Consider the following 26,721-nt stretch of genomic DNA (forward strand, 5'->3'; position numbering starts at 1 on the left):
ATGACACACCGAACCCCTCAAATACGGGGCGTATAATAGCGCTACTGGGTATTCTCGAGGGATTCAAATGCCCCCATCCCCAAGCCAGTTTATGGCAAGTGATACGTTCCCGGACGCGATCCGGGAGTTCGAACACGACGGCGAGTCCTACAAGATGGCCGACCTCACGGTTTTAGAGGAGCAGGGGCTCTGTGACCTCGAGAAACTGCCCGTGAGCATCCGGATTCTGCTCGAATCGGTGCTGCGTAACGCCGACGGGGAAACGATCGACGAAGACGCCGTCCGCGCGGCGGCATCGTGGGAACCCGACGTGCCGGACGCCGAGGTGCCGTTTACGGTCTCGCGGGTCGTCCTGCAGGACCTGACCGGGGTCCCGGCGGTCGTCGACCTCGCGGCGCTGCGCTCGGCCGCCGAGCGGAAGGGCGTCGATCCGACGGTCGTCGAACCCGAAGTCCCCTGTGACCTCGTGATCGACCACAGCGTACAGGTCGACTACTTCGGCAGCGAGGACGCCTACGAGAAGAACGTCGAGATCGAGTACGAACGCAACGAGGAGCGTTACCGCGCGATCAAGTGGGCCGAACAGGCCTTCGAAGACTTCAACGTCGTTCCGCCGGGAACGGGGATCGTCCACCAGGTCAACTTAGAGCACCTCGGCCGCGTCGTCCACGAGCGGGAGGTCGACGGGGAACAGTGGCTCGTCCCCGACACGCTCGTCGGCACCGACAGCCACACCCCAATGATCGGGGGCATCGGCGTCGTCGGCTGGGGAGTCGGCGGCATCGAGGCCGAAGCCGCGCTGCTCGGCCAGCCGATCAACATGTCGCTGCCGGAGGTCGTCGGCGTCCGTCTGTCGGGCGAACTCCCCGACGGCGCGACGGCGACGGACCTCGTGCTTCACATCACCGAGAAGCTCCGCGAGGTCGGCGTCGTCGACAAGTTCGTCGAGTTCTACGGCCCCGGCGTCTCGGAACTCTCCGTGGCGGATCGGGCGACCATCTCGAACATGGCCCCCGAGCAGGGATCGACGATCAGTATGTTCCCCGTCGACGAGAAGACCCTCGAGTACCTCGAACTCACGGGTCGAGACGAGGACCACGTGGAACTCGTCCGCGAGTACCTCGAGGCCCAGGGCCTGTTCGGCGAGCAGGAGCCAGAGTACACCGAGGTCGTCGAGTTCGACCTCGACGACGTCGAGCCGAGCCTCGCGGGACACAAGAAGCCCCACCAGCGGATCCCGATGGGCGACCTCGACGAACACTTCCCGAACCTGCTCGAGGAGCAAGGCGTCATCGGTCCCGGCGGCGAGCCGGCGATCGGCGACGGCAGCGGTGCAGCCGCGTCCGACTCGACCGCCTCGGGTCCAGGCCTCGCGCTCGACGAGAAGGTTCCCGTCGAACTCGAGGACGGTACCGAAGTCGAGATCGGTCACGGCGACGTGCTCGTCAGCGCGATCACGAGCTGTACGAACACCTCGAACCCCTCCGTCATGGTCGGTGCCGGGCTGTTGGCCCGGAACGCGGCCGAACGGGGCCTCGAGGTGCCCGACTACGTCAAGACCAGCCTCGCGCCGGGGAGCCGCGTCGTCACGGAGTACCTCGAGCGAGCGGAACTGCTCGACGACCTCGAGGAACTGGGCTATCACGTCGTCGGCTACGGCTGTACGACCTGCATCGGGAACTCCGGGCCGCTCCCGGAGCCGATCGAGAACGCCATCGACGAGCACGACCTCTGGACGACGAGCGTCCTCTCCGGAAACCGGAACTTCGAGGCCCGTATCCACCCGAAGATCAAGGCCAACTACCTCGCGTCCCCGCCGCTGGTCGTCGCGTACGGCCTCGCGGGGCGGATGGACATCGACCTCGAGAACGAGCCGATCGGCACCGACGACGACGGCGAGGAGGTCTACCTCGAGGACGTCTGGCCCGACACCGAGGAGATCCGTGAGACCATCCACGACAGCGTCTCGCCGGAGATGTTCGAGGAGAAGTACGCCAGCGTCTACGAGGGCGACGAGCGCTGGGAGGCCCTCGACGCGCCGACCGGCGACGTCTACGAGTGGGACCCAGAGTCGACCTACATCCGCGAGCCGCCGTTCTTCCAGGACTTCCCGCTCGAGAAACCCGGCGTCGAGAACGTCGAGGACGCCCGCGCGTTGCTCACCCTGGGTGACACGGTCACGACCGATCACATCAGCCCCGCCGGGCCGTTCAGCGAGGACTTGCCCGCCGGCCAGTGGCTGAAAGAGCAGGGCGTCGAGCCCCACGAGTTCAACACCTACGGTTCGCGACGGGGCAACCACGAGGTCATGATGCGGGGCACCTTCGCGAACGTCCGCATCGAGAACCAGCTGTTGGACGGCAAGGAAGGCGGCTACACTATCCACCACCCGACCGGCGAGGAGACCACCGTCTTCGAGGCCTCCGAGCGCTACCGCGAGGACGATACGCCGCTGATCGTCATGGCCGGCGAGGAACTGGGCACCGGCTCGAGCCGCGACTGGGCCGCCAAAGGGACCGACCTGCTGGGCATCCGCGCGACCATCGGCAAGAGCTACGAGCGGATCTACCGCGACAACCTCATCGGCATGGGCGTCCTGCCGTTGCAGTTCGAAGACGGCGAGGGCTGGGAGGAACTCGGTCTCGAGGGCGACGAGTACTTCGAGATTGAGGGCCTGGAAGACGGCCTCGAGCCGAACGCAGAACTGACGGTCACCGCAGAGGACGACGACGGTACCACGACCGAGTTCGACGTGACCGCACAGGTCGGCACGCCGATGGCGGTCGAGTACGTCGAGAACGGCGGCGTCCTCCACCTGGTGCTCCGACGGCTGCTGCAGGAAGAAACGGCCTGATCGGTCGTCGCTATTCCGTCTCCCGTTCGCCGTCTCGAGATTAGGTGTCCGGGACCAGCCTGACCAGCGGCGCGTCCTCGGCGTCGACGGCGACGTAGATCGCACCCGCTTCGGGAGCGACCGCGACGTCTCGGAGTCGCCACCCTTCTGACGTGAGCATCGTTCCGACGGCTTCGACGTCGGCGTCGGTAGCGGCGTCCGCACCGTCGACGTCGAACCGACAGAGATAGCCCGCGGCCAGATTGCAGACGAGGAGATCGCCTCGCCACTCTTCGAAGGCGCCGCCGTCGTAGAACGTCATCCCCGCCGGCGGAAAGCCCCCGGTCGAACAGGGCCACTCGTAGACTGGAGCGATCACGTCGTCGCGCTCGTCCGGGTCGTCGCCGACCGGGTCGTCGGTGCCATACTCGCAGGCGCTGTCGGCGACGGGCCAGCCGTAGTTACCGCCGGCCTCGAGCACGTTGAGTTCGTCGCCGTCCTCCTCGCCGTGCTCGCTCTCCCAGAGGTCGCCCGTCTCCGGGTGAACCGCCAGCCCCTGCGGGTTACGGTGGCCGTAGCTGAACAGCGAGTCGACGGCGTCGGGGTCGTCGACGAACGGGTTGTCCGCGGGGATCGAACCGTCCGGTTCCAGCCTGAGTACCGACCCGAGTTCGGTCCCGGTGTCCTGACTGGTGTGGTCCGGGCCGAACTCCTTGGACTGGCGGTCCCCGACCGTCATATAGAGCCGCTCGTCGGGACCGAAACTGATCCGGGATCCGAAATGGCCGCCGCTCTCCACGGCCGGTTCGGCAGCGCGGAGTACCTCGAGGTCCGCGAGCGCGTCGCCGCCGGGCTCGAGGCGTCCCCTCGCGAGGAGGGTCGTGGAGGCGCCGCCGTCGGTCGCCGCGGAATAGGTCAGATAGAGCCACGGCTCGTCGGGGTAGGCGGGATGGAGGGCGACGTCGAGCAGGCCGCCCTGCCCCTCGGCGAACACCTCGGGGATGCCGTCGACGACTCGTCGGTCGCCCGTCTCGGGGTCGACCGCGAGCAAGCGACCCTCGCGTTCGCTCACGAGCAGGCGGTCGCCATCGGGAACGAATGCGAGTCCCCAGGGGTGGGCCAGTCCCTCGAGTACGGTCTCGACCTCGTACTGCTCTTCGTCGTCGGGCGGGCGCTTCCACGTCGATCCCGAGTCGGTCACTCCTTCCAGCGCGTCCAGACAGCCCGCGCTCGAAGCGGTGGCGCCGACAGCGGCGCTGGTGAGGAGTCGCCGGCGAGTGACCAGCGGATCGCGTGTGGAGGGGGTCACGGTGGGACAGTCCGTCTCTCGGTCGCCGCCGGCTTGACGATTGGGGGTACCAGTGCAGCGAGAGCGATCGGCCCGTTCACCTCGTACGTCGGCCTTTTACGACTGACAGGCGTACGCACAGGCATGACCGACCCGACCCGGCGCAACCGGCTCGAGGACGAGGAGAGCCCCTACCTGCGCCAGCACGCGGACAACCCCGTCAACTGGCAGCCCTGGGACGAGGCGGCGCTCGAGGCGGCGGCGGAGCGCGACGTGCCGATCTTCCTCTCGATCGGTTACTCGGCGTGTCACTGGTGTCACGTCATGGAGGAGGAGAGCTTTCAGGACGAGGCCGTCGCCGAGGTCTTGAACGAGAATTTCGTCCCGATCAAGGTCGACCGCGAGGAGCGCCCGGACGTCGACAGCATCTACATGACCGTCTGCCAGCTCGTCCGCGGGCAGGGCGGCTGGCCGCTCTCGGCGTGGCTCACGCCGGAGGGGAAGCCCTTCTTTATCGGGACCTACTTCCCGCCGGAGGGCCAGCGCGGCCAGCCCGGCTTCCGCGACCTGCTCGAGCGCATCAGCGACTCCTGGGAGAGCGCAGAGGACCGCGAGGAGATGGAACACCGCGCCCAGCAGTGGACCGACGCGGCGAAAGACCGACTCGAGGAGACGCCCGACACCGCAGGGACCGGCGGGAGCGCGGAGCCCCCCTCGAGCGAGGTGCTCGAGACGGCCGCCGACGCAATCGTGCGGGGCGCCGACCGGGAGTTCGGCGGCTTCGGCACCGGACAGAAGTTCCCCCAGCCGTCTCGCCTCCGCGTACTCGGGCGGGCGTACGATCGCACCGGCGAGGAGGAGTATCTCGAGGTGCTCGAGCAGACCCTCGGCGCGATGGCGTCGGGCGGTCTCTACGACCACGTCGGCGGCGGGTTCCACCGCTACTGCGTCGATCGGGAGTGGACGGTTCCCCACTTCGAGAAGATGCTCTACGACAACGCCGAGATTCCGCGGGCCTTCCTCGCCGGCTATCAACTGACCGGCGAGGGTCGCTACGCCGAGGTGGTCGAGGAGACCCTCCGATTCGTCGATCGAGAGCTGACCCACGACGAGGGCGGCTTCTTCAGCACGCTCGACGCCCAAAGTGAGTCACCCGAGACCGGCGAGCGCGAGGAGGGCGCGTTCTACGTCTGGACGCCCACAGAGGTCCACGAAATTCTCGAGAACGAAACGGACGCCGCGCTCTTCTGTCGTCGCTACGATATCAGCGAGTCGGGGAACTTCGAGGGGCGCAGCCAGCCCAACCGCGTCGTCAAGATTTCGCAACTCGCCGGCGAGTTCGACCTCGAGGGCAGCGAGATCCTGAAGCGCCTCGACTCGGCCCGCCAGCGACTGTTCGACGCCCGCGAGGAACGCCCGCGACCGAACCGCGACGAGAAGATCCTCGCCGGCTGGAACGGGCTGATGATCTCGACCTACGCCGAGGCCGCACTGGTGCTCGGCGACGAGGGCTACGCCGAGACCGCCGTCGACGCCCTCGAGTTCGTCCGCGATCGACTCTGGGACGCCGACGAGCGACGGCTGTCGCGGCGCTACAAGGACGGGGATGTCAAAGTCGACGGCTACCTCGAGGACTACGCCTTCCTCGCGCGCGCGGCACTGGACTGTTATCAGGCGACCGGCGACGTCGATCACCTCGCCTTCGCGCTCGAGTTGGCTCGCGTCATCGAGGCCGAGTTCTGGGATGCCGACCGCGGGACGCTGTACTTCACGCCCGAGAGCGGCGAATCGCTCGTAACCCGTCCGCAGGAACTCGGCGACCAGTCGACGCCCTCGGCGGCCGGCGTCGCCGTCGAGACGCTGCTCGCGCTCGACGAGTTTGCAGCGGAGGGCTTCGAGGAGATCGCCGCGACCGTCCTCGAGACCCACGCGAACAAACTCGAGGCCAACGCCCTCGAGCACGCGACGCTCTGTCTCGCCGCCGACCGCCTCGAGTCGGGTGCGCTAGAGGTGACGGTCGCCGCCGACGAACTGCCCGAGACGTGGCGCGACCGATTCACCTCGCGGTACTTCCCAGACCTGCTGTTCGCGCCACGACCGCCGACTGCTGACGGACTCGAGGCGTGGCTCGACCGGCTGGGACTCGAGGACGCGCCCCCGATCTGGGCCGGACGCGAGGCCCGCGACAGCGAGCCGACGCTGTACGTCTGCCGCGACCGGACGTGCTCGCCGCCGACCCACGACGCCGACGAGGCGCTCGAGTGGCTCGGCGATTCGGGCGAGAGTATGGACGACGGGTCGGACGCGCCGTTCTAAACCTACCGCCGAACTGGCCCCAGTCAGCAGAGCCGCCGGCGCTCGCCTCGAGACGGAATGGCCGAACTGCGACGTGATGCAGCGATCTCACGCGTTCCCGACGCGTCACGTCTATTGTTAGCGTTCATCCCGCCCTTCGAGAACAATGTTACCGCATCTCTGGAGTTCTTGTACGTAGTTAGCCAACTTTGCGAGAGACAATGGCTACCACGTTCGACGACCGGCCGATCGAGGAACGCGCGAGGGACAGTCACTTCTCGATTCGACTCCCCGGATTCGTAGGAGCCGACGAGATGCTCGTCAGCGACGGAGTGCAGACGGAGACGAACGAGATGCGGACGTTCGAGCTCCGGGAGGCGCGCCTCGAATGAGCGACGATCCGTTCGAGGAAGTCGCCGACGCGAAGCGGTCGCTCTCCGACGAGGCGCGCGAGGAGGCCGTCTCGCACCAGCGCGATCTCGGGAAGCTGACCGCCAGAGAGCGCGTCGATTACCTGCTCGACGAGGGGACGTTCGAGGAGATCGGCCGCCTCGCGTCGCCGATGCCGACGACGCCCGAGACGACTGACTGGGAGCGCGAAGACGCCCCCTCCGACGGCGTCATAACGGGCTACGGGGAGATCGACGGCCGCTCGGTCGCGCTGATCGCCACCGATTTCACGGTCAAGGGCGGCTCGATCGGCCACGCCGGCGGCCGAAAGATGTCGCGGGTGACCGAGCGCGCCCTCGACCGTGGGCTGCCGCTGATCATGCTCCACGACGGCGGCGGTCACCGCATCCAGGAGGGGCTCGACGCCGCACCCTTCGCCCGGGGCGACAACGGGTTTTCGAAGCGCCAGACCGCACTCTCCGGGTGGGTACCGGTCGTCTCGGCGATGATGGGGCCGGCCTTCGCCGCGCCGACCAACTTCGCGGCGCTGTCGGACTTCGTGCCGATCGTCGAGGGGACCGGGACGATGGGCGTCGCCGGCCCGTCGCTCGTCGAGGCCGCGCTCGGCGTCGACGGCACCAAGGAGGAACTCGGCAGCGCACGGTTCCAGACGACCGAGACCGGCATGGCCGACCTCGCCTGCGAGGACGACGAGGCCTGCCTCGACGCGATCCGGACGTTCCTCTCGTACCTGCCGCGAAACGCTCGGCGTGAGCCGCCGTCGACCGACTCGCGACCGCCGGCCGTCGACGGCGAGCAGTTGCGGGAGATCATCCCCTCGAGCCCGCGCAAGGGGTACGACATCGACAGGATCATCGAGGGGATCGTCGACCGGGACTCGGTGTTCGAACTGAAGCCGACCTACGCGCGGAACATCGTCACCGCGTTCGCCCGCCTCGAGGGCGAGCCGATCGGCGTCATCGCCAACAACCCGCGGATCAAGGCCGGGACCATCGACACGGGCGCGTCGGAGAAGGCGGCCCACTTCGCGGCGATCTGCGACGCCTACGGGCTCCCGATCCTCACGCTGGCCGACGTGCCCGGAATCCTGCCCGGCCCGGACTCGGAACGCGAGGGGATCGCCCGCCACTCCGCGAAGCTCCCCTTCGAACTCGCTCGCGCGACGGTCCCGATCGCCAACGTCGTCCTCCGGCGCGGCTACGGCTTCGGCTACGTGGCGATGGGCGGCGGTCGCTCGATCGACTCGGAGCTGACGGTGCTGTGGCCCACCGCCGAAGTCGCAGCCATGGGCATCGAAGGGGCCGTCGACATCGCCTACCGTCGGGAGATCGAGTCCGCGGACGACCCCGAGGCTCGGCGTGCGGAACTGATCGAGAAATTCAAGGACAGAACCGATGCCGTCCGAGCGGCCTCCCGCGTCGGCACCGACGGCGTCGTCCAACCCGAAGACACCCGCGACCGGATCGTCCGAGCGTTCGCGCGAGCGGACGAACCCCACGAGGACGACTGGCCGCCGAAGAAACGGCCGATAAACCCGATCTGAACGCCTCGAGGTACCTGCTGGCGTCTTCGTCGGCCGATCCGATCGAACTGGACCTACGCCGCCTCGATCTCGTCGGCCAGCCAGACCGCCGGTGGCACGTCCTCCTCCTCGACGAAGCGGGTGATCTCCTCGCCCTCGTCGTTCTCGACGACTATCGTCGGGATGAGTTCGATGTCGTACTCCTCCACGCCCGGGCCCTGCTTGTCCTGATCGAGGGCGTACTCCTCGATGCGCTCGTCGGGGACCTCGGCGGCCTCGAGCGCCGCGCCGAAGTCGGGCAGCAGAGCGCGACAGTCCTTGCACCAGTCACCGCCCCAGATCTTGTAGGTCAGTTCGTCGCGGTGTGCCGCGATCGCGTCGACCGCATCCTCGTAGCTGGCCGCGTCCCACGTCGGGTTCGGCCGCATCGTCTCGAGACTCATACGCACGGCTTACGTCTCGGCGGGCTTAACCGCGGTGTTTCGGACGGCGTCCTCGCTCGGACGGCCAACCGCCGTCGCTCACACTCGGTCGACTGACCACCGCCGGGCGGGACTGAAAGGGGCTGGGCGTCTCGGGGAAGACGGGCGATGCAAGCACTGCAGCGGTGAGCGAAGCGAACCCGAAGCGCGCAGCGAGCCCCTCGACTCGAGACGCCCAGGGGCTTTCCGGTCGGTTGCGGTCCGCGACTCGGAGCCGCAATCGACTCACCGAACGACGACTAGCCGGCACGTCCTGCCTGTGTCCAGCACGGGTTTACGTCTCGATTCCCTAGAGAGGGGTGATGAAAGGGAGCATTCTGGACACCATCGGCTCGCCGCTCGTCCAGGTCGATTCGCCGGAGGGCGTGACGGTCGCCGCGAAGATCGAATCGTTTAACCCCGGCGGCTCGGCCAAGGACCGGCCGGCCCGTGAGATGATCCGGGCGGCAGAACGCGACGGGCGGATCGAACCCGGCGACAGCCTCGTCGAACCGACGAGCGGCAACACGGGGATCGGCCTCGCGCTCGTCGCCGCCGCCCGCGGCTACGACCTGACGATCGTCATGCCCTCGGACAAGTCGAAGGAGCGCCGGCAGATCATGGCCGCCTACGGGGCCGACCTCGAACTGGTCGACGGCGACATGTCGGCCGCCCGTGAACGCGCCGACGAACTCGAGGCCGAGGGCGCGATCCAGCTCGGCCAGTTCGAGAACCCCGCGAACCCCGAGGCCCACTACAAGACGACGGGCGAGGAGATCCTCGAGCAGGTCGGCGACCGCGAGGTCGACGCCTTCGTCGCCGGCGTCGGCACCGGCGGCACGCTCTCGGGCACCGGCCGCCGCCTCCGCGAGGAGTTCCCCGACATGGACATCGTCGCCGTCGAGCCGGCCAGAAACGCCGTCCTCTCGACCGGCGAGTCCGGAACGGACGAGTTCCAGGGGATGGGTCCAGGCTTCGTCAGCGACAACCTCGACGTCGACCTGATCGACCGCGTCGAGACGGTGAAACTCGAGGAAGCGGAGGACGAGTGTCGCCGCCTCGCGCGCGAAGAGGGTGTCCTGGTCGGCCAGTCCAGCGGCGCGACGAGTCTGGCCTCCCAGCGGGTCGCCAGAGAGATCGCCGACCCCGAGGTCGAGTGCCCGGAGGTCCCGACGGCCTTCGACGACGCCGGCGAGCCGGCCTCCCCCGAGACCGACGGCGGCCGGGCAGACGACTGCCCGCTGGTGGTCACCGTCTTCTGGGACAGCGGCGAGCGGTATCTCTCGACCGGCCTGTTCGACTGACCGTCTCGACTCGCAGCGGCGATCCGCCGAAAGAGTTCTTTCACCTAGCCGAATTCCCTTTACGCACCCGTTCGTACGGTCGGGTACGATGACACGTCCCTCCAGACGGAGTCTGCTGTGTGGTACCGCATCGATGCTCGCCCTCTCGGCCGGTTGCCTCGCTGACGGTCCCGGCAGCGCATCGAACGACGACGGTAACGGTAACGGCGACGACGAGAGCGAGCCTGACGGCAACGAGTCCCCGACCGACGACGAGAACGCGGTCGGCGACGACCTTCCCGACGGGTTGGCGAGCTACGACGCGCAGCCGCTTCAGCATCCCGCGCAGTCGTCCTCGCCCGATGCGGCACTGTTACTCGGCGCGGACGACGCGAACGACTGGCTCACCGAGCGAGAACTCCAGTCGGAGCCGCACACCGACTTCGTCGACGAGACCGACTTCGAAACGTCGGTCATCGTCGCGCTCGAGGCCGGCGCGCCGAACCCCTGTCACGAACTGATACTCGACGGGATCGACATCGACGAAGGCGACGAGGGCGAGGACGACGACGAACTCGTCCTCGACGCCGCGGTCCGCGACACGAGCGATCCGAACGAAGCCTGTACCGCCCAGGTGGTGACCGTCGGGCGACTGGTCAGGGCGACGTTCGAATCGGACCGGTTGACTCGCGTCTCCGCGACGATTATCGATAGCGACGGGCAGGAACACGGATTCGGCATCGCAAGCGAGAGTTCGTCCGGGAGCGCGAGCCGGTCGACGAGCGTGGACGGCGACTCGTCGTCGGATAGCAGCTAACGGCGACGAAAGCGCCTCGGGCGGTTCCCGACCGTCGGGCGCTACGGCGAGTATTCGGCCTCGGTCAGCCGGACGACGAGGGTGTCCTCGACGTCCCGGAGATCGTACTCGGGCAGATCGCCGCCGGTTCGGCGGACGTACAGCGGTTCGACGAGCCGGTACGGCGGCTCGACCGCCCCCGCTCGGTCGGCCTCGCTCGAGTCGGTATCGGCCGGTTCCGCCGCGTCGGCGGTCTCGACCCCCTCGTTCGGTCCCCGCTCGTCCGGCTGGTCCCCATCTGTCTCGAGCCCTGCATCGGCCCGCTCGAGGCCGTAAATTTTGCAGTACTCGGCCGTTGCAGCGGGTTCGATCGTCCCGTTCCGAAGCGCTTCGGCGAGCGTCCGCGAGAGCCACTCCTCGTCGTCGATACTCGGCTCCTGAACGAGCGCCTCGTCGACGAACCGGGTGAGATACCAGTTCAGGTCGTTCAGCAGCGAGACGGCGGCCCCGATGCTGACCGTCCGCAGAGCCAGCGAGTTCTCGAACGGTCGCTCGAGATCGTACGTCGCCAGCGCCTCGCGGGCAGTTTCCCGGGAGAGCAGTTCGTACTGGAGATTGCTCCCGTCCTCGCCGATGAGACAGACGCGGGTCACTACGATACGATGGGGCCGGTCGCGTAATGTCGGTTTCGCCTTCCGTGTGCGGCGGTTGCGAACACCTCCGCTGCGGTAGCCGTCACGACTACGCAAGCCCCTTTCAGTCCCGCCCAGCGGTGGCTGGCTAGGTCGTCTACGAGCAGGCCAGCAGAGCGAATAGGCGGATTCAGGGTTCGATCAGTTCGGCGTTCTTCGCGGCTTCCTCGGCGCGCTCGAGCAGACCGTCCGGCTCGGCCGCGAGCAGGGGCTCGAGGCGGGCGTTGGTCTCGACGCGGTCGGGGGTGACGCGGTTGCAGCCGGCATCGATCGTCGAGTCGGTGAACGTGCCGATATCGCGGGCCTGCTCGACGATGTACTGTTTGTCCCGGGTCAGCAGCGGGCGGTGGATCGGGAGCCGAGTCGCGCGGCTGGTGACGCCGAGATTGCGGACGGTCTGGCTGGATTTCTGGCCCGCTGCCTCGCCGGTGACGATGCCGTTGGCGTCGACGCGCTCGGCCAGCGTCTCGGCGGCGCGGTAGAAGAATCGGCGCAGGGAGAGCATGCGGCCCTGCTCCATCTCCCGGACCAGCAGGTCGACCGTCTCGCCGCCCGGAATCCGGTAGACCTGTACGTCGAAGTTCGGCGCGTACGCGGAGAGGAGCCGAACGGTCTCCATCGCGCGCGCCTCGTGGTCGATCCCGCCGTAGTCCCCGAGGTCGACGTAGGCCGGCACGACCGGACTGCCGCGTTTCATCATCTCGTAGGCCGCGACCGGCGAGTCGATTCCGCCGCTGACCAGCGCGATCACCGGCTCCTGTGAGCCGAGCGGGAGCCCGCCCGGCCCGTCGATCCGCTCGAGGTAGACGAACGCCATGTCCTCGCGGACTTCGACGCCGAAGGTGAGGTCGGGATCGTCGAGATCGACTTCGGGCTCGAACTCGTCCTCGACGGCCTCCCAGATCGCCGTTCCGGCCTCGCGGGCCAGGTCTTCGCTGTCGTACGGCAGCGTCTTGTCGGCCCGGCGGGCGTCGACTGCGAACGTCCCGCCGTCGTAGTGTTCGCGAGCGGTCTCCTCGAGCGCCTCGAGAATCCGAGCTTTCTCGGTGCTGACGGTCAGCGCGGGACTGGCGGAGACGACGCCGAACGTATCGGTCGCGGCCGCGGTCGCCTCGGCCACGGCGGCCTCGCTCGTGTGGATCAGCGGCCGGTTCCAGCGGCGCTCGACCTCGCCGGGAATCGACCGGTCGGCGAGGAGCGCCTCGAGATTCTCTACGAGGAGCCCTTCCATGTACCGCTTGACGGAGTTACTCTTGGTGTTGACGTCCCCGTGTCTGACGAGGACAGTATCGGCTCCCGGGGGGTGCATGGCAAGTGGTAGATGACCGGAGGTATAAGGGGATTACGAGGTCGGCGTCGGCCGCGAGCGGTCGGGAGGAGCCGAAGACACCGCAGTCGTCGCGGCTCAGACGATCGACTCGTCGACCGTCGGGCTCAGACTGCCGGTGTAGGTGTAGATGCCGGCGACGAGAACGCCGCCGGCCAGCAGCGGGATGACGGCGCTGATCGCGTACAGCGCGTCGAAGCCGGCCGCGTCGGCGAAGGGCAACGAGACGAGCGGGCCGAGCGCGCCGCCGACGTCGCCGAAGACGTTGTTGGTCCCCATCGCCCGCCCCATCCGCTCTTCGGGCGTGAGGTCGGCGAGGAGAGCAGTCAACGGGCCGCCGACGCCGCCCTGACCCGCGCCGATCAGCACGCAGCCGAGGACGACGGTGCCGAGCGAGGGCGCGAGCGTGAGGACGGCGAAGCCGGTACAACTCGTCACGAGGAACACGAGCAGGACGGGAACCCGAGCGCCGACGCCGTCGCTGATCTTCCCGCCGAGGATCGTAAAGACCGCGCCCGACAGCGCGGCGGCCGCCATCAGCAGGCCGGAGGTTCCCTGTTCGCCGTAGTCGATCCCGAAATTGCCGACCTCGAGTGCGAGCGTCATCGATTCGACCTGGAGGTACAACACGAGCGTCGAGAAGAGAACGCCGAAGAACGCGAAGTAGAGCCCGAAGTTGACCAGCCCGACGGTCAGCGCGGGAAGGGTGGTCTCGAGGTCCCAGGGTTTGATCGACGAGTCGGCCGACTCGACGTGGGTCTCCGGGACGATGAAGTAGGCGATGACACTCGCGAGGCCGGCGAAGGAGGCCGCGAGGACGAACGCCGCGACGTTGCTGTACACCTCGCTGACGATCCCGCCCAGGACCATGCCGGCGGGGAAGCCGAACGTAATTCCGGCTCTGACGATCCCCATGCTCGTCCCCCTCGAGGCGGCCTCGCTGACGTCGGCGGTGATCGTGTAGGCCGTCGCGAACACGAGCGCGCTGCCGACGCCCCAGCAGACCCGCGCGAGGACGAACCAGAACTCCGGCACCGAGGAGGTGATCGCGACCACGTACCCCGCCGTCGCGACGCCTTCGATCGCCAGCCCGGCGACGAACGGTTTTCGAGTGCCGATCCGATCGACCAGCGCCCCGGCCGGTCCGTTCGCGAACAGCCGCGTCCAGCGGTTCGCCGAGAGGATGACGCCGACCATGAACGCCGAGATGCCGAGCACTTCGCCGAGGTTCGGCAGGATCGGGAAGACGACCCCGCCGCCGAAACCGACGAAGAAGGTACTCGCGACGACGGCGTAGATGACCGGCCTGGACGTGGATTCGGAACTCGAGTCGGACACTGGCGCTCACTACTGTTTCGATTCGTAACACCGTACACGGAGGCGGTGCTTGAGTATTCGGGCGTCGGAGCCGCGGTTCCGGTTTCGCACCGAACCGACGGCGATTCGGTGTCGGTCGGAAACGGGACGATCACGGCTCGAGGAGTCGATGCGCTGGCCTCAGAAGGTCGAGAGTTCGCCCTCGATCACGCGGCGGGTGATCTCGGTCACGTCGGCGAGTTCCTGGTCGACGATCGCCTCCACGTCGGCCCGGACGTCCGAGACGGCGACGCCGTCGTCGGTGACGACCTGCACGTCGGCGACGTGTGGCTGGTCGATCGGGCGGCCGATCTGGGAGAGGAGGCGGACGCGCAGGTCGCGGATGCCGTCGACCTCCGCCACGACCTCCTCGGCGATCTCCGTCGAGAGCAGGTTGTAGATCTTCCCGATGTGGTTGACCGGGTTCTTGCCGCTGGTCGCTTCCATCGACATCGAGCGGTTGGGCGTGATGAGCCCGTTGGCGCGGTTACCCCGGCCGACGGAGCCGTCGTCGCCCTGTTCCGCGGAGGTGCCGGTCACTGTGAGATAGATCGACCCCTCCTCGTAGTCGTCGGCCGTGTTGACGTGGACGTTGACCTCGCGGTCGGTGTGCTCGCGCGCGACGCTCTCGACGAACTCCCGGACGGACTCGACGGCCTCGACGTAGCCGTCCATGTTCGGGACGTACTCGTCGACCATCGCGGCCGCGACGGTGACGTCGATCGTGTCGCCCTCTCGCTTGCCCATGATCTTCACGTCGGGACCGAGTGCCGGGTTTTCCTCGGCGTACTCGCCGTTGAGCCGTCGCTCGGTCTCGTGGACGATCTCCTCGGTCTCGGTCAGCGGCGCGTGGCCGACGCCGAAGCTGGTGTCGTTTGCCATCGGGACGCTCACTTCGTCCTCCCCGAAGACCTCCTGCAGGTCGCCGCTGCCCTCGCCGAGTTTCACGTCGACGACGATGTCCTCACCGACGGTCAGCTGGGGAATCTCGGACTCGAGGTACTCGCGGGCGGCTCGCAGCGCGATGGTTTCGGCGGGGATGGTCTGGCCCTCGTAGTGTTTAGTCGCGCGGCCGACGATCAGCAGATAGATGGGGTCGACGACCTCGCCGCCGCCGAAGGCGGGTGCGGCCTCGCCCGCGACGAGTTGCGTCTCGTCGGTGTTGAAGTGAAGCACTTCGCCGACGCGGTCTAGATACTCGCGGGCGAGCGCCCCGGCGACGCTCTCGGCGATCCCGTCACAGATGGAGTCGGGGTGGCCGATCCCCTTTCGCTCGACGATTTCGACGTCCTGATCCTCGACCGCCTGCCGGTCGACGGACTCGATTCGAATGTTCCGCTCGCTCATTAGCGGCCATAGAGGGAGCGAGGTTCTATAACTTGCGGATATGATTGGGGAGCGAGATCATAACTGCCGTGAGTTATGCGTCAGCACACGAGCACTATCGCCCCGAACGGACACGAGTGGGGGCGGTCGGGAAGCGAGAGTCGTCAGGACTCGAGCAACAGGCCGAGATACGAGGTTCGAATTTGGTCGTTCGGGTCGAGTCCGAGCCGCTCGAGGACGTCGTACGCGCCGTCGCGGGCCGCCTCGAGATCGGATTCGTCCGCCACGTCGGTCTCGACTTCGACGTACTCGCCGACGCCGTCGACCGAATCGAGCGTGACGGTGTAGCCCTCGAGCGAGAATCGGTCGCGCTCCTTGCGCACGGTCGCGGCGGGTTCGAAACCGAGGTTCATAAGGATCGCGTCGAACTTCTCGCCATCTCGGATGGCCGTCTCGACCTCCTCGCGGGTCTTGGACTCGTCGTCGACGAGCGGGCCCTTGTACGTGATCCGCGTCTCGTCGGCCCCGTCGGCGGGCCGCTCTTCGCGGATCCGCAGCGCTTCGTCCGTCTCCGGAAAGTCACGGTGGGGGGCATCGTAGTAGGTGTCGACCTGGACGACGCTGCCCTCGGGCGTCGCGTCGAGGGCCGCGAGCCGGTCGCGGACGGTCGCGAGATCGGCGGGGACCTTCACTTCGACCTCGTACATGCTCGGGGTAACGAACGGCGGTCGTAAGAATCAGTCGCTCCCGGCCGCAAAGCGTCGCCCTTAAATGCAGACGGCGGGACGTACAACGTATGACCGAGGATCAGGAGGCCGAGCTCGAGGAGCAGGCCGATGACGTCGACGAAGAAGTCGAAGACGAAGACGCCACCGAAGCCGAGGGGCTGCAGGAAGGCGACTTCGTCGAGATCGAGTACACCGCCTACACCGTCGAGGACGAACAGCTGGTCGACACGACCGACCCCGAAGTCGCCGAGGAGGAGGGCGTCGACGACCAGGGCCAGGAGTTCAAGCCGCGAACGATCATTCTGGGTGAGGGCCACATCTTCGACGCCGTCGAGGACGCCATCGTCGGCTCCGAGCCCGGCGACTCCGGTACCGTGACGGTCCCCGCCGCGGACGCCTTCGGCGAGTACGACCCCGACGACGTCCAGACCGTCAGCGCCGAGAAGATCGACGAGGACGACCGCTACCCCGGCGCGAACGTCCAGATCGACGGCCAGCAGGGCTACATCAGCACGATCATCGGCGGCCGCGCCCGCGTCGACTTCAACCACCCGCTCGCGGGTGACGACGTCGAGTACGAGTACACGGTCGTCGAGGAGGTCGAGGATCGCGAGCGGCAGGCCGCCGGCCTGTTCGAGATGTTCCTCGGGATGGAGCCCGAACTCTGGATCGAGACGGACGAGGTCGAGGAGGAAGTCCCCGTCGAGCCCGACGAGGACGAAGACGAGGACGCCGAGCCCGAGTTCGAGACCCAGACCGTCGAGAAGGAGACGCTCTACCTCGAGGCCACGCCCCAGATGACGATGAACCAGCAGTGGATGATGGGCAAACAGCAGATCGGCCAGCAGATCATCGACCAGATCGGCGTCGACCGCGTCATCGTCCAGGAAGTCATCGACGGCATGGGCATGGGCGGTATGGGCGGCATGATGGGCGGTATGGGCGGCATGGGCGGCGGCGACATCGAGGAGGCTCTCGAGGACGCCGACGTCGACGCCGACGAGATCGTCGAAGAGCTCGAAGGCGCAGAAGAGTAACGCGGCGGCACACCGGTGGGATCGCCCGCCGGCCGGTCGTCCGACCACGAAGATGCGCGGAACGGATTTTCCCCCGACGAAGCGTACGGCCAGCGGAGCGATGGGTGAGCCGACGAGCAGTCGCGAGCGGCGGTCGGGTGGACCGAGGTGCCTACTGAGCGGTACTCGGTTCGCGATCGCGTCCGCCGTCGCGTACTTGCACTACCGACGGCTAACGTCGCGTCACTGACGGACAGCTAACCGCGAATTCACTCGCGCAGCGGCTCGATTTCGGAGAACGTGACGCTCTCATCGTCGTCGACTCGATCGATCAGCTCCAGCTCTGGCGGGAGTTACGCGATGTCACGGCTCGTGTCGATCGCCACTTCCTCTGTCAGCTCGAGTTTGATCGCGTCGGTGGGCTGGCTGCCGCCGCGGAACTTGGGTACCGTCAGGTGATTCTCGAGTTCGGTGCCCGCGATCTCGGTTCGCAGGTCGAAGACGGCGTCGGCGGCGTGGAAGGTCCGGGACCGGTTCTCGGGGGCGTTGCCTTTGAGACAGTGGAGGACGGCGATGCTCCCCGTCTCGAGCATCTGCGATTTGAGGTCGTTGCAGAACGCGATGTACTCGTCGGTATCACAGCGCTCGAGGACGTCCATCGTGTCGATGATGAGGTTCGCACCGTCGGGGAGCGCGCCGATGAGTCGCGTCGCTTCTTCGATGGGCGTGTCGCTGGTGACGTGTCTGACCGTCGGGCTACCGACGGCCGACGGTGAGGATTCGATAGCGTGGCGAACGGCATCGTCCGACCGCTCGGTCGAGAGGTAGAGCGTCCCGCGAGCAGCAGTGAGTTCGTAGAGGAGGAGTTCGGACTGGCTGGCCGCCTCGGCGGCGTACGCGACGATACACCCCGGCGGAAGTCCGCCGTCGAGTTTCCGATCGAGCACGTCGATTCCGGTATCCAGCCGACCGACCATACAATTGTGACCAATTGCTGTAGTGTCTGTATAACTCTTTGCCTTAGATGCACGCGTCTCGTAACCGGCGGACCGGACGACGGTCGACGGTAGGGTCGCCCAGCACCATCGCCGAATGGAGAGATTCAAGGGGCATGCCACAGCCTACACGAACGAATGCGCCACGATCACCTCATCACGAGCAAACAACTCTCGCGGGCGGACATCGAGACCGTCCTCGACCACGCGGCCGAGATCGACGCCGACCCCTCGGCCGTCGCCGACCGCCACGCCGGGGCGTTGCTCGGGCTGCTCTTTTTCGAGCCGAGCACGCGGACGAAGATGAGCTTCGAAACCGCCATGAAGCGGCTCGGGGGGGACGTCGTCGACATGGGTTCGGTCGAGTCCTCGAGCGTGAAGAAGGGGGAGACGCTCGCCGACACCGTCCGGGTCATCGAGGGCTACGCCGACGCGCTCGTCCTGCGTCACCCGAAGCAGGGGTCGGCGACGATGGCCAGCGAGTTCGTCGACGTGCCGTTGGTAAACGCGGGCGACGGCGCGGGTCACCATCCGTCCCAGACGCTGCTCGATCTCTACACCATCAGGGAGAACGCCGGTCTGGAGGGTCTCACGATCGGGATCATGGGCGACCTGAAGTACGGTCGGACCGTCCACTCGCTGGCCTACGCGCTGACGAACTTCGACGCGCGCCAGCACTTCATCAGCCCGGAGAGTCTGCAACTGCCCCGCGAGGTCGTCTACGACCTTCACCAGCAGGGGGGTGCGACGGGGATCCGCGAACACGAATCTCTGGACGATGTCCTGCCCTCACTGGACGTCCTCTACGTCACGCGCATCCAGCGCGAGCGGTTCCCCGACGAGAACGAGTACCAGAAGGTCGCCGGCGAGTACCGGATCGACGCCGACACGCTCGAGGCCGCGAGCGACGACCTGACGGTGATGCATCCGCTGCCCCGCGTCGACGAGATCGCACCCGAGATCGACGAGACCGACCACGCGGCCTACTTCGAGCAGGCACACAACGGCGTCCCGGTCCGGATGGCGCTGTTGGACCTGCTGTTGAGCGACGACCGCGGTATCAGGGGTGACGACGATGAGTAACGATCACGACCACCACGACGGGAACGACGACCACGAACTGCGCGTCAGCAAGATCCGCGACGGGACCGTGATCGACCACGTCCGGGGCGGGCAAGCGCTGAACGTCCTCGCGATCCTCGGCATCGACGGCAGCGAGGGCGAGGAGCTCTCGATCGGGATGAACGTCCCCTCGGACCGGCTCGCGCGCAAGGACATCGTCAAGGTCGAGGGTCGCGAGCTGAGCCAGGACGAGGTCGACGTCCTCTCGCTTATCGCGCCCGATGCGACGATCAACATCGTCCGGGACTACGACGTCGTCGAGAAACACCGGGTCGAACGCCCCGAAGTCGTCGAGGGCGTCCTCTCGTGTCCCAACCCCGGCTGTATCACGACCGGCGGCGAGCCCGTCACGTCGCGATTTTCCGTCCTCGAGGACGGCGTTCGCTGCTCGTACTGTGAGACGATCGTCCGCGACGAGATCCCGTCGCTGATCGACACCTGAAGGGCCGTGCGGGTCGGCATCTTCACGGCCGGGTGAGTATCCAGAATACCTAAGTATTTCCCAGCCGAATCTTCTCCTGTACATGTCACGTACCGTCAAGATCGTACTCGCCCTGTTCGTCATCGCCGTCCTCTACAAGGTCGCCTTCAGCGGCTCGTCGGACGTCGAAGTCGACTACGAACCGACCGAAGCGTAACGCACGATTCCGAACGGCTTACGGGGACGGGGCCGTACCCTGAGTTATGTACGGCGTCGTCACCCGTAACGCCGAAGAAGTACGGTGGCCGGAGTTCGACCGCGGCTTCTACGAGGTCAAGGACGTGACCGGCCGGTCTGCCGAACCGATCGAGGACGGGGTGAACATGGTCTCCTGTTTCGGCGACAACGCCGCCGCCGACGCCGACCCGTCGCTCGTTCCCGTCGACGACATGGGCCGGCCGGCCGACCGCGAACGGTCCTACTTCGACTGGGCCTACATCTGCCCCTCTCGCGAGGACTATCGAGAAGGCTTGCTCGAGGTCATCGACGACTGCGTCGCCGAGAACGAGGACGTCCGCCTCGACGATATCGGCTTCCCGCGTGCGGAGTACTGCCGCTGTGGCGTCTGCGAGCAGGCGTTCGACGCCAGCGAATACGACGACCGCATGGCGTGGCGAGCCAGCGTCATCACCGAATTCGTCGAAGAAGCCGTCGCACACATCCCCGGGACGGTCTACATGACGCTCTACCCCGATCCGTATCCCGGGCACCTCTACGAGCGCGCCGGCATCGACCTCGAGGCCATCGAGGAGTACGTCGACGAGTTCGTCGTCCCGCTGTACGACACCGCCTACGGGACGACCTACTGGCTCGAGACGATCGCGAAGGGATTCGAGAGCGCACTCGAGACGCTGTTTAATATCGAGTTGTACGCGGTAAACGTCGACGTCGACAACCTGATCCACGCGGTCGAGGTCGCCGAGGAGTACGCCGAGGGAGTTTTCTTCGGGTACGAGGCGAGCAACGGACGAGCGGCGCTCCGTCGGATGCGAGCCGACGAGCGCGAGGGAGTCACCCACGGCAACCCGAACGTCGACGATGACACCTGATCGCCCGATCGGAGGCCGTCTTTGCATTTCGGCCCACTGTTTCCGTTCCTAAGATGAGATTACGTCGCTGTACAAGACGATTATCGTCTGATACCATCGAGACGGCGGGCGATCTCGAGACACCCTGAGCGGTTCGACGGTCGTTCGTTTACGAGCGGTTTGGCTCGTGCTTCCGAGCGGAACCGACGCCCCTCTTTATTTGCGTCTCGGTCGCGCGCAATCGTGACCCGAGGATCGGGCGGTCGCGGCGCGCGATCTTCAGGTGATTCCCATGAGACAGAATCAATCCCAGCAGTCGACGGACACCGGACGGATGGCGGAGTCGGCGATGAATCAGGGCCAGGAGACGATGGAGCAGTTGATCGATCTCCAGCGTAACATGGCGCGAATGACGCTGAGCGCGATCAAGTGGCAAGAGACCGCCCAGCAGCAGGGCCTCGAAATGACGAAGTCGCTGCTCGAGAACACGCCCGGGCCGCGGTTCACGGAATCGATGATGGAGAGCTATCTGCAGGGCGTCGAGGCGATGATGCCGGAGATGGAGCAGGTGATGGAACAGGGGTTCGAGGCCGCAGCACAGCCGCAGATGGCCCAGATGGAGCAGATGGAGCAGATGGGGGGTCAGATGCAGGCGATGGGACAGCAGCCGGGTCAGGGTCAGACGAGCGAACAGGGTATCGGTCAACGGACGACGGGCTACAGCACGGGGCAGCAGCCCAGTAGCCGCCAGACGACCGGGCGACAGACGGGGCAGGGAGCGCAGACACAGCCCCAACAGCAGTATTCGGAAACCGGCGAGTGGGTCTCGCCGGCCGAGTACGGCGGCGAATCGGCCGGTACGACCCGTCCCGAGCGACAGCCGATGACCGCGACGCCAACGCACACGGGGCAGTCCCAGCCACAGCCCCAACCCCAGCCAACCGGCCAGTTCGAGGGCCAGTCCCAGCAGGGCGGTCCCGGCCAATCGCAACAGGAGTCGGGTCGCGCACCGCCGACGGGACACATCGAGCAGCGACGGGAGCAAGAACAACCCCCGCAGCGGGCCCGATCACGGCAACCCCAAGAGACACAGCAGACGCAGACCGGCGGGCCGAACCGCGGCGGTGAGCAAGCGTTCGACCGACCGACTCGACAGCAGCAGTCGTCACAGCCGCGGACCGGGCAGGGTCGGGCGCCGAAGGAGTATTCCCAGCGGATCGATACCGACCGCCGCGAACAGGGCGAGCAGGGGCGCTCGACCACACAGACAGGGCAGAGACAGACCGGACAGTCGGCCATGCGCGGTCCTGGGTCGGAGCGCACCGACGAGCGCAACCGGAGCGAGCGACACCGTACCGACGAGATGAGCGCGATGGAGGAAATGAACATCTCGACCGAAGGGTCCCCGCGGACCACCGGAAACCGCGGCGAGGATCGAAACTCGGAGCAGGAGTAAGTCGCTCGGCGACTCCCGTCGGAACCGACGGTCGCCCGGCTCGCCACCGGTCTCAACGCTGAAAAACAAACTGTGACTGCGGACCGAGCTTACCGACGGCGATCGGTATCGTCGCCGAGGAGATCGTCGTCGTCATCGTCGCGGATGATCCCCTCGTCGTCGGTGCCGCCGATATCGTTTTCGTCCCGGTCGATACCGCGATCGTCGGTCGTTCCGGTACCCGTGGTTCCGGTAGCGGTGTCCGTTCCGCTCGTCGACCCCACCCCGGAGAGGTCCCGCTCGAGGTGGACTTCGTCGTCGGTTACGCGGCCGACCGCCTCCTCCTGGAGCGGGTACGTGTCTTCGCCGCTGTCGCTCCAGCCGAGTTTCGCCTTGATCGAGTCCGTGATTCCGGGGTCCGGTTCGACGTGGGCGGTGCCGTGTTCGACGGCGGCGATCATTCCGACCTCGTCGCCGTCGGCGTTGACGACACGCTTGCCGACGTCGCTGTCAGTAAACTGTGTGGACATTGCATTTTTCCGTACGCTAGATTCGCGCAAGCCAATGGTGCTTGCGTCCGCTTGCGATCGGCGTGGGAGTTCGAGTCGCCGCCGTCGGGACCCCGTAGACAGTCGGTTCGTCTCGACTACTCGAACTTCGGCTCCCGGTCCTCGAGGAAGGCCGCGACCCCTTCCTCGTGGGCGGCCGACGTGCGAGCCTGAGCCTGCAGCAGGTTCTCGTAGTCCAGGGCTTCGTCCCACGGTCGGGTCATGTTCTCGTGCATCGCCTGCTTCATCATACCGATGGTGTCCGTCGGGCCGTTCGCGAGGCGCTGGACGGTCTCGGCGACCCGGTCGTCGAGTTCGTCGGCGGGTACCGCCTCGTTGACCAGCTCGAGGTCGGCGGCGCGCTCGGCGTCGAAGAACTCGCCGGTGAAGGCGAGCTCTTTCGCGGCTCGCAGACCGACGATGTGGGGGAGCATGACAGTGCCGCCGGTGTCGGGGATCAGTCCGACCCTGACGAACGCACAGGAGAACGTCGCGTCCGCAGCGGCGTAGGCGATGTCCGCGAGTGCGACGATCGAGAGCCCCGCGCCGATGGCGTCGCCGTTGACCTTCGCGACGATCGGCACCGGGCACTCGAGCATGGCTTCGACGACGCGGCCGAAGGTCGCGGTGACTTCCTCGTAGGCCTCCCGCGAGGAGCCGGGCGTTTCGGCGAGCGACTCGAGGTCGCCGCCGGCGCTGAAGGCGTCGCCCGCGCCGGTGACGACGATCGCGTCGTACTCGTCGGTCGTGGCGTCCTCGATCGCGTCGGCCAGGTCGTCGGCCGTTTCCGCCGTGAGCGCGTTGAGCGCGTCCGGACGATCGAAGGTCAGTCGAAGTATGCCGCCGTCGCTGTCGATCTTCATACCGTGAGCGTCGGCTGCCGTGCTCTTAACGGTAGGCGGTCCGCGGGCAGCGGGTCCGCGCGGGGTCTACGGGTCGAGCGCTGTCAGCAGAGCGACGACGATAGACGTCGTCGCTGGTGTAACGACCGGCGAAAAGCATCGAGTCGGCGCGACAACCGGTATCTGGTGGACTTAGTTCGACGGGACGGGAGATACGGCAGCGTCCTCTTCGGTCACGTCGAGTTCGGACGTGACCAGCGCGCGGTAGGCACGGCGCAGGCGCTCGGAGAGAGCCTGATGAGAGATCCCGAGCTCCTCGGAGAGTTCCTGCATCGAGACTTCACGAGGAATCTCGAAGTAGCCGTGATCGATCGCGGCAACCAGCGTCTCGTACTGGCGCGTCGTCAGGCCACACTGGGAGTGCGTCTCTTCGGCCAGATCGAACAGCCGGACGATCGTCGGCGTCACGTCGTTGTCGTCGAGGCGGTCGTACAGCGAACTGACGCTCTCGCGGTCGACGACGCGGACGCTCAGCAGCCAGGTCCCGTTCGAAGCCGAGGCGCTCAGCACCGTGCCGCCCTCCTCGAGGACGATCTCGAAGGGGTCGACCGTGTCCGGCTCGAACTCGATGTCGTAGAGCCAGCGGTCCTCGTCGCTGCTGATCTGGGAGTAGGTGCCGATCGCGTCCGCCTCGTCGAGCGCGTCCTCGATCTCCGACTGCGACGGTCCCGAGAGCCAGAGTCCGTGACCGCTCGAGGCGATCACTCGCTCCATTTCACAGGAGAGCGAGGGCACGTCCTCGAACAACTGGCCGGTTCCGGTTCCGTCGGCCGGGATCTCGATGTCTGCGATGGATGTCATGAGTCTCACTCGGGAATAGAACGACAATATCCATAACCCCACTTCCAAAGCACTTAGAGGAGATTAGACCGAATTACACGAGATCTGATCGATTCTCGTCCGGCACGGATGTGCGCCGCCAGCACGCCGGATTAGTGCCGACGCGGCGTTCCGACGAGCAACTGGACGGCGACGACGACGATCACCGCGATAGCGAGCAGGGCGAGCGCGATCGGGACGATCGCGTCGATTCCGCGGGCGATAAACGAGACGCGGATCTGAGTCGGCATCGTCCGCGGCGTGTAGGCGACCATCATCGTCGCGCCGAACTCGCCGATCGCCCGGACGAACGTCAACACGATGCCGGCGGCGATGGCGTCGCGTGCGAGCGGCAGCGAGACGCGTCGAACGGTCCCCAGCCGGCTGTGCCCGAGCGTCCGGGCAGCTTCCTCGAGCCGAGGATCGACGCTGTCGAAGCCCGACCGGGCGACGACGACGAGAAACGGGCCGGCGACGAACGTCTGAGCGAGGATCACGCCGACGCGACTGCCAGTCAACGGGACACCGAGGGCGGCCGCAGCCGCCCCGATCGGCGTGTATCGGCCAACCACGGTCAGCAGCATCACGCCGCCGACGATCGGCGGGACGACCAGCGGGAGCAAGACGACGGCCTCGAGCAACCGCTTCCCGCGAAACGAGACTCGAGAGAGGATGTACGCCAATGGAACGCCGAAAACGGTCGCGATGGCCGTCGAGACGGGTGCCGTTAGCAGCGAGGTCGCGACGGCGTCGCGAATCGCCGGATCGGCGACGACGGCGGCGATATCTACTTCGCGGGCCTGCGATAGGAAGACGGCGACGGGAACGACGAAGTACGCGAGCAAGACTGCGCCGAGCAACGCCGGCACGGCGAGCCCGCCAGACAGCCCCCCGAGACCCCCGGAGACCCGGGTTCCGGCCGGTGCATCGCTCGACGACCCGTCGCTCGAGGGTCCGTCGCCCGACGACCCGGAGCGACGGATCGGCGCTCTCACGGCTCGATCGCCTCCGGCGGATCGCCGTGGAACCGCGGCAGGGCGTCGCCGACGCGAAGGCCGTGTTCGGCGAGCAGGTCCCCGCGCTCGAGCAGAAACGAGACGAACTCCCGGCCCGCGTCCGGGGTATCTGCCCCGGTCAGAACCGTCGCGTTGTAGACGACCGGCGATCCCGCGACGGTGTGGCCGCTCTCGGTCGTGTAGCTCACCTGGGCGTAGCGGTCGGCGTAGGTGGGATTCCCGAAGTTGTATGCGTCGGGTAGCTCGCGAACCGCAACGTCGCGCTCGGCGGCCATGTTACCGTAGGCGACCGCGCAGGCCCGGTTGCCGTTCTCGAGACCGGCGAGCAGGCGCGGCTCGTCGGGTTCGCGGTATACCTTCTCGGCCATCGCGTCGCGAAAGCCCTCGAGGCCGTGTTCGCGCTCGAGGAGTTCGAACAGCAGGATCGCCCGATACCCGAGCGGATCGAGGTCCGGATCGCTGATCGCGATCTCACCGGCGTCGGCGTCGGCGAAGACCTCGTACCACGGCTTGCCGGCCGCCAGCCGCGACCCGAGTTCGGTCTCCGACGCGTAGGCGATGACGACCTCGTTTGCCGCGAACGCGACGTCCCAGTCGACCTGCTCGGGGTAGAGCCGCTCGCGCAGGAGGTCCACGTCGGCACCGATGACCACGTCCGGATGCTTCGTTCCGTCTTCGACCAGCCGCAACAGGGCGTTGGTCCCGTAGTACTCGCCCTCGTACCGGCTGTCCGTTTCGGACTCGAACGTCGGCCCGACGCCGTCCTCGAGCAGGGTGGCAAGACTGCCCGCAGCGAGCACCCGAACGCCGTCAGCGCTCCCGAGACAGCCCGCCGTTCCGATCACGCCGGCCGTCAACCCGCCGGTCGCGGCGAGGACCGCGCGACGGCTCGACGCGGAGACGCCGATACGGCTGTCATCACTGCGCATACGTCCCATTCGATTGTAAGGGTAAATACAACTGGTATTGGTTCCTATCTTGCGGGAGCGTAACTGAAACAGGTTGCTCGCAGCCGGATTGCTTCCGATCGCGTCCTCGATC

Annotated in this window: 24 protein-coding genes; 11 read left to right on the forward strand and 13 right to left on the reverse strand. The window is 66.9% G+C overall.

Going from position 1 to position 26,721, the window contains the following annotated elements:
• The first annotated feature begins 91 nt into the window (after positions 1-91).
• The gene (acnA, locus tag NDO75_RS21610; protein ID WP_310908687.1) at positions 92-2,854 is read left to right on the forward strand and encodes an aconitate hydratase AcnA; all 2,763 of its coding nucleotides are present in this window, start codon (positions 92-94) and stop codon (positions 2,852-2,854) included.
• Between the two features lie 40 nt (positions 2,855-2,894).
• Here acnA and NDO75_RS21615 read toward each other — a convergent pair whose 3' ends face one another.
• Positions 2,895-4,034: a PQQ-dependent sugar dehydrogenase gene (locus tag NDO75_RS21615; protein ID WP_345784917.1), complete on the reverse strand. Its 1,140-nt coding sequence runs from the start codon at positions 4,032-4,034 to the stop codon at positions 2,895-2,897.
• A 231-nt stretch (positions 4,035-4,265) separates the two neighbouring features.
• Here NDO75_RS21615 and NDO75_RS21620 point away from each other — a divergent pair, with 231 nt between their 5' ends.
• From NDO75_RS21620 to NDO75_RS21630, 3 genes are all read left to right on the forward strand, one after another.
• Positions 4,266-6,437 (forward strand): thioredoxin domain-containing protein, encoded by a 2,172-nt coding sequence (locus NDO75_RS21620; protein ID WP_310908689.1) that lies wholly within the window; start codon positions 4,266-4,268, stop codon positions 6,435-6,437.
• Between the two features lie 200 nt (positions 6,438-6,637).
• Positions 6,638-6,808 (forward strand): hypothetical protein, encoded by a 171-nt coding sequence (locus NDO75_RS21625; protein ID WP_310908690.1) that lies wholly within the window; start codon positions 6,638-6,640, stop codon positions 6,806-6,808.
• Positions 6,805-8,370, forward strand: a complete 1,566-nt coding sequence (locus NDO75_RS21630) for a carboxyl transferase domain-containing protein (RefSeq protein WP_310908691.1) — start codon at positions 6,805-6,807, stop codon at positions 8,368-8,370. The genes NDO75_RS21625 and NDO75_RS21630 overlap by 4 nt, the downstream gene beginning before the upstream one ends.
• A gap of 53 nt (positions 8,371-8,423) precedes the next feature.
• On the opposite strand, the gene NDO75_RS21635 is transcribed toward NDO75_RS21630, so the two are convergent.
• On the reverse strand, positions 8,424-8,792 hold the full coding sequence (locus NDO75_RS21635) for a thioredoxin domain-containing protein (protein WP_310908692.1): 369 nt from the start codon (positions 8,790-8,792) through the stop codon (positions 8,424-8,426).
• Positions 8,793-9,133: 341 nt separating this feature from the next.
• On the opposite strand from NDO75_RS21635, the gene NDO75_RS21640 reads away from it, so the two are divergent.
• The gene (locus NDO75_RS21640; RefSeq protein WP_310908693.1) at positions 9,134-10,114 is read left to right on the forward strand and encodes a PLP-dependent cysteine synthase family protein; all 981 of its coding nucleotides are present in this window, start codon (positions 9,134-9,136) and stop codon (positions 10,112-10,114) included.
• 88 nt (positions 10,115-10,202) lie between these two features.
• A complete protein-coding gene (locus tag NDO75_RS21645; RefSeq protein WP_310908694.1) occupies positions 10,203-10,910 on the forward strand; it encodes a hypothetical protein in 708 nt (235 codons plus the stop codon).
• 41 nt (positions 10,911-10,951) lie between these two features.
• On the opposite strand, the gene NDO75_RS21650 is transcribed toward NDO75_RS21645, so the two are convergent.
• The 5 genes from NDO75_RS21650 to cyaB all read right to left on the reverse strand — a co-directional run bounded on the left by NDO75_RS21650 (position 10,952) and on the right by cyaB (position 16,297).
• A complete protein-coding gene (locus NDO75_RS21650) occupies positions 10,952-11,542 on the reverse strand; it encodes a DUF5804 family protein (RefSeq protein WP_310908695.1) in 591 nt (196 codons plus the stop codon).
• Positions 11,543-11,711: 169 nt separating this feature from the next.
• Positions 11,712-12,890 carry a tRNA sulfurtransferase gene (locus NDO75_RS21655; protein WP_310908696.1) on the reverse strand — a complete coding sequence of 393 codons (1,179 nt, stop codon included), beginning with the start codon at positions 12,888-12,890 and terminating at the stop codon, positions 11,712-11,714.
• A gap of 96 nt (positions 12,891-12,986) precedes the next feature.
• A complete protein-coding gene (locus NDO75_RS21660; RefSeq protein ID WP_310908697.1) occupies positions 12,987-14,246 on the reverse strand; it encodes an MFS transporter in 1,260 nt (419 codons plus the stop codon).
• A gap of 159 nt (positions 14,247-14,405) precedes the next feature.
• Positions 14,406-15,611, reverse strand: coding sequence for a methionine adenosyltransferase (locus NDO75_RS21665; RefSeq protein WP_310908698.1), 1,206 nt, complete (start codon positions 15,609-15,611; stop codon positions 14,406-14,408).
• A gap of 143 nt (positions 15,612-15,754) precedes the next feature.
• Positions 15,755-16,297: a class IV adenylate cyclase gene (gene cyaB, locus NDO75_RS21670; RefSeq protein ID WP_310908699.1), complete on the reverse strand. Its 543-nt coding sequence runs from the start codon at positions 16,295-16,297 to the stop codon at positions 15,755-15,757.
• A gap of 89 nt (positions 16,298-16,386) precedes the next feature.
• On the opposite strand from cyaB, the gene NDO75_RS21675 reads away from it, so the two are divergent.
• Positions 16,387-17,355 (forward strand): peptidylprolyl isomerase, encoded by a 969-nt coding sequence (locus NDO75_RS21675; protein WP_310908700.1) that lies wholly within the window; start codon positions 16,387-16,389, stop codon positions 17,353-17,355.
• 332 nt (positions 17,356-17,687) lie between these two features.
• Here the strand turns inward: NDO75_RS21675 and NDO75_RS21680 are convergent, their stop codons facing one another.
• The gene (locus NDO75_RS21680; protein ID WP_310908701.1) at positions 17,688-18,311 is read right to left on the reverse strand and encodes a transcriptional regulator; all 624 of its coding nucleotides are present in this window, start codon (positions 18,309-18,311) and stop codon (positions 17,688-17,690) included.
• Between the two features lie 156 nt (positions 18,312-18,467).
• On the opposite strand from NDO75_RS21680, the gene pyrB reads away from it, so the two are divergent.
• The 4 genes from pyrB to NDO75_RS21700 all read left to right on the forward strand — a co-directional run bounded on the left by pyrB (position 18,468) and on the right by NDO75_RS21700 (position 22,416).
• Entirely contained in the window at positions 18,468-19,412 is a 945-nt protein-coding gene (gene pyrB / locus NDO75_RS21685; RefSeq protein ID WP_310908702.1) for an aspartate carbamoyltransferase, read from the forward strand.
• The gene (gene pyrI / locus NDO75_RS21690) at positions 19,405-19,893 is read left to right on the forward strand and encodes an aspartate carbamoyltransferase regulatory subunit (RefSeq protein WP_310908703.1); all 489 of its coding nucleotides are present in this window, start codon (positions 19,405-19,407) and stop codon (positions 19,891-19,893) included. The genes pyrB and pyrI overlap by 8 nt, the downstream gene beginning before the upstream one ends.
• A 242-nt stretch (positions 19,894-20,135) precedes the next feature.
• A complete protein-coding gene (locus tag NDO75_RS21695) occupies positions 20,136-20,981 on the forward strand; it encodes a hypothetical protein (protein ID WP_310908704.1) in 846 nt (281 codons plus the stop codon).
• 271 nt (positions 20,982-21,252) lie between these two features.
• Entirely contained in the window at positions 21,253-22,416 is a 1,164-nt protein-coding gene (locus tag NDO75_RS21700) for a hypothetical protein (protein WP_310908705.1), read from the forward strand.
• An 89-nt stretch (positions 22,417-22,505) separates the two neighbouring features.
• On the opposite strand, the gene NDO75_RS21705 is transcribed toward NDO75_RS21700, so the two are convergent.
• The 5 genes from NDO75_RS21705 to NDO75_RS21725 all read right to left on the reverse strand — a co-directional run bounded on the left by NDO75_RS21705 (position 22,506) and on the right by NDO75_RS21725 (position 26,609).
• The gene (locus tag NDO75_RS21705) at positions 22,506-22,925 is read right to left on the reverse strand and encodes a hypothetical protein (protein ID WP_310908706.1); all 420 of its coding nucleotides are present in this window, start codon (positions 22,923-22,925) and stop codon (positions 22,506-22,508) included.
• Positions 22,926-23,041: 116 nt separating this feature from the next.
• Positions 23,042-23,806, reverse strand: coding sequence for an enoyl-CoA hydratase-related protein (locus NDO75_RS21710; protein ID WP_310908707.1), 765 nt, complete (start codon positions 23,804-23,806; stop codon positions 23,042-23,044).
• Between the two features lie 171 nt (positions 23,807-23,977).
• On the reverse strand, positions 23,978-24,646 hold the full coding sequence (locus NDO75_RS21715) for a helix-turn-helix domain-containing protein (protein WP_310908708.1): 669 nt from the start codon (positions 24,644-24,646) through the stop codon (positions 23,978-23,980).
• Between the two features lie 131 nt (positions 24,647-24,777).
• Positions 24,778-25,551 carry an ABC transporter permease gene (locus tag NDO75_RS21720; RefSeq protein WP_310908831.1) on the reverse strand — a complete coding sequence of 258 codons (774 nt, stop codon included), beginning with the start codon at positions 25,549-25,551 and terminating at the stop codon, positions 24,778-24,780.
• Between the two features lie 104 nt (positions 25,552-25,655).
• Positions 25,656-26,609 (reverse strand): extracellular solute-binding protein, encoded by a 954-nt coding sequence (locus NDO75_RS21725; RefSeq protein WP_310908709.1) that lies wholly within the window; start codon positions 26,607-26,609, stop codon positions 25,656-25,658.
• Between the last annotated feature and the right edge of the window lie 112 nt (positions 26,610-26,721).

The organism is Natrinema sp. 1APR25-10V2, from assembly GCF_031626495.1.
In the GTDB taxonomy this organism is placed as follows: Archaea; Halobacteriota; Halobacteria; order Halobacteriales; family Natrialbaceae; genus Natrinema.

Bases quoted from the DNA above. Each gene is read 5' to 3' on its own strand.
- NDO75_RS21705 (WP_310908706.1), bottom strand. From the start codon at position 22,925: ATGTCCACACAGTTTACTGACAGCGACGTCGGCAAGCGTGTCGTCAAC.
- pyrB (WP_310908702.1), top strand. From the start codon at position 18,468: ATGCGCCACGATCACCTCATCACGAGCAAACAACTCTCGCGGGCGGAC.
- NDO75_RS21645 (WP_310908694.1), top strand. From the start codon at position 10,203: ATGACACGTCCCTCCAGACGGAGTCTGCTGTGTGGTACCGCATCGATG.
- NDO75_RS21695 (WP_310908704.1), top strand. From the start codon at position 20,136: ATGTACGGCGTCGTCACCCGTAACGCCGAAGAAGTACGGTGGCCGGAG.
- NDO75_RS21655 (WP_310908696.1), bottom strand. From the start codon at position 12,890: ATGCACCCCCCGGGAGCCGATACTGTCCTCGTCAGACACGGGGACGTC.
- pyrI (WP_310908703.1), top strand. From the start codon at position 19,405: ATGAGTAACGATCACGACCACCACGACGGGAACGACGACCACGAACTG.
- NDO75_RS21625 (WP_310908690.1), top strand. From the start codon at position 6,638: ATGGCTACCACGTTCGACGACCGGCCGATCGAGGAACGCGCGAGGGAC.
- cyaB (WP_310908699.1), bottom strand. From the start codon at position 16,297: ATGTACGAGGTCGAAGTGAAGGTCCCCGCCGATCTCGCGACCGTCCGC.
- NDO75_RS21665 (WP_310908698.1), bottom strand. From the start codon at position 15,611: ATGAGCGAGCGGAACATTCGAATCGAGTCCGTCGACCGGCAGGCGGTC.
- NDO75_RS21710 (WP_310908707.1), bottom strand. From the start codon at position 23,806: ATGAAGATCGACAGCGACGGCGGCATACTTCGACTGACCTTCGATCGT.
- NDO75_RS21620 (WP_310908689.1), top strand. From the start codon at position 4,266: ATGACCGACCCGACCCGGCGCAACCGGCTCGAGGACGAGGAGAGCCCC.
- NDO75_RS21640 (WP_310908693.1), top strand. From the start codon at position 9,134: ATGAAAGGGAGCATTCTGGACACCATCGGCTCGCCGCTCGTCCAGGTC.
- acnA (WP_310908687.1), top strand. From the start codon at position 92: ATGGCAAGTGATACGTTCCCGGACGCGATCCGGGAGTTCGAACACGAC.
- NDO75_RS21715 (WP_310908708.1), bottom strand. From the start codon at position 24,646: ATGACATCCATCGCAGACATCGAGATCCCGGCCGACGGAACCGGAACC.
- NDO75_RS21725 (WP_310908709.1), bottom strand. From the start codon at position 26,609: ATGCGCAGTGATGACAGCCGTATCGGCGTCTCCGCGTCGAGCCGTCGC.
- NDO75_RS21700 (WP_310908705.1), top strand. From the start codon at position 21,253: ATGAGACAGAATCAATCCCAGCAGTCGACGGACACCGGACGGATGGCG.
- NDO75_RS21635 (WP_310908692.1), bottom strand. From the start codon at position 8,792: ATGAGTCTCGAGACGATGCGGCCGAACCCGACGTGGGACGCGGCCAGC.
- NDO75_RS21680 (WP_310908701.1), bottom strand. From the start codon at position 18,311: ATGGTCGGTCGGCTGGATACCGGAATCGACGTGCTCGATCGGAAACTC.
- NDO75_RS21630 (WP_310908691.1), top strand. From the start codon at position 6,805: ATGAGCGACGATCCGTTCGAGGAAGTCGCCGACGCGAAGCGGTCGCTC.
- NDO75_RS21675 (WP_310908700.1), top strand. From the start codon at position 16,387: ATGACCGAGGATCAGGAGGCCGAGCTCGAGGAGCAGGCCGATGACGTC.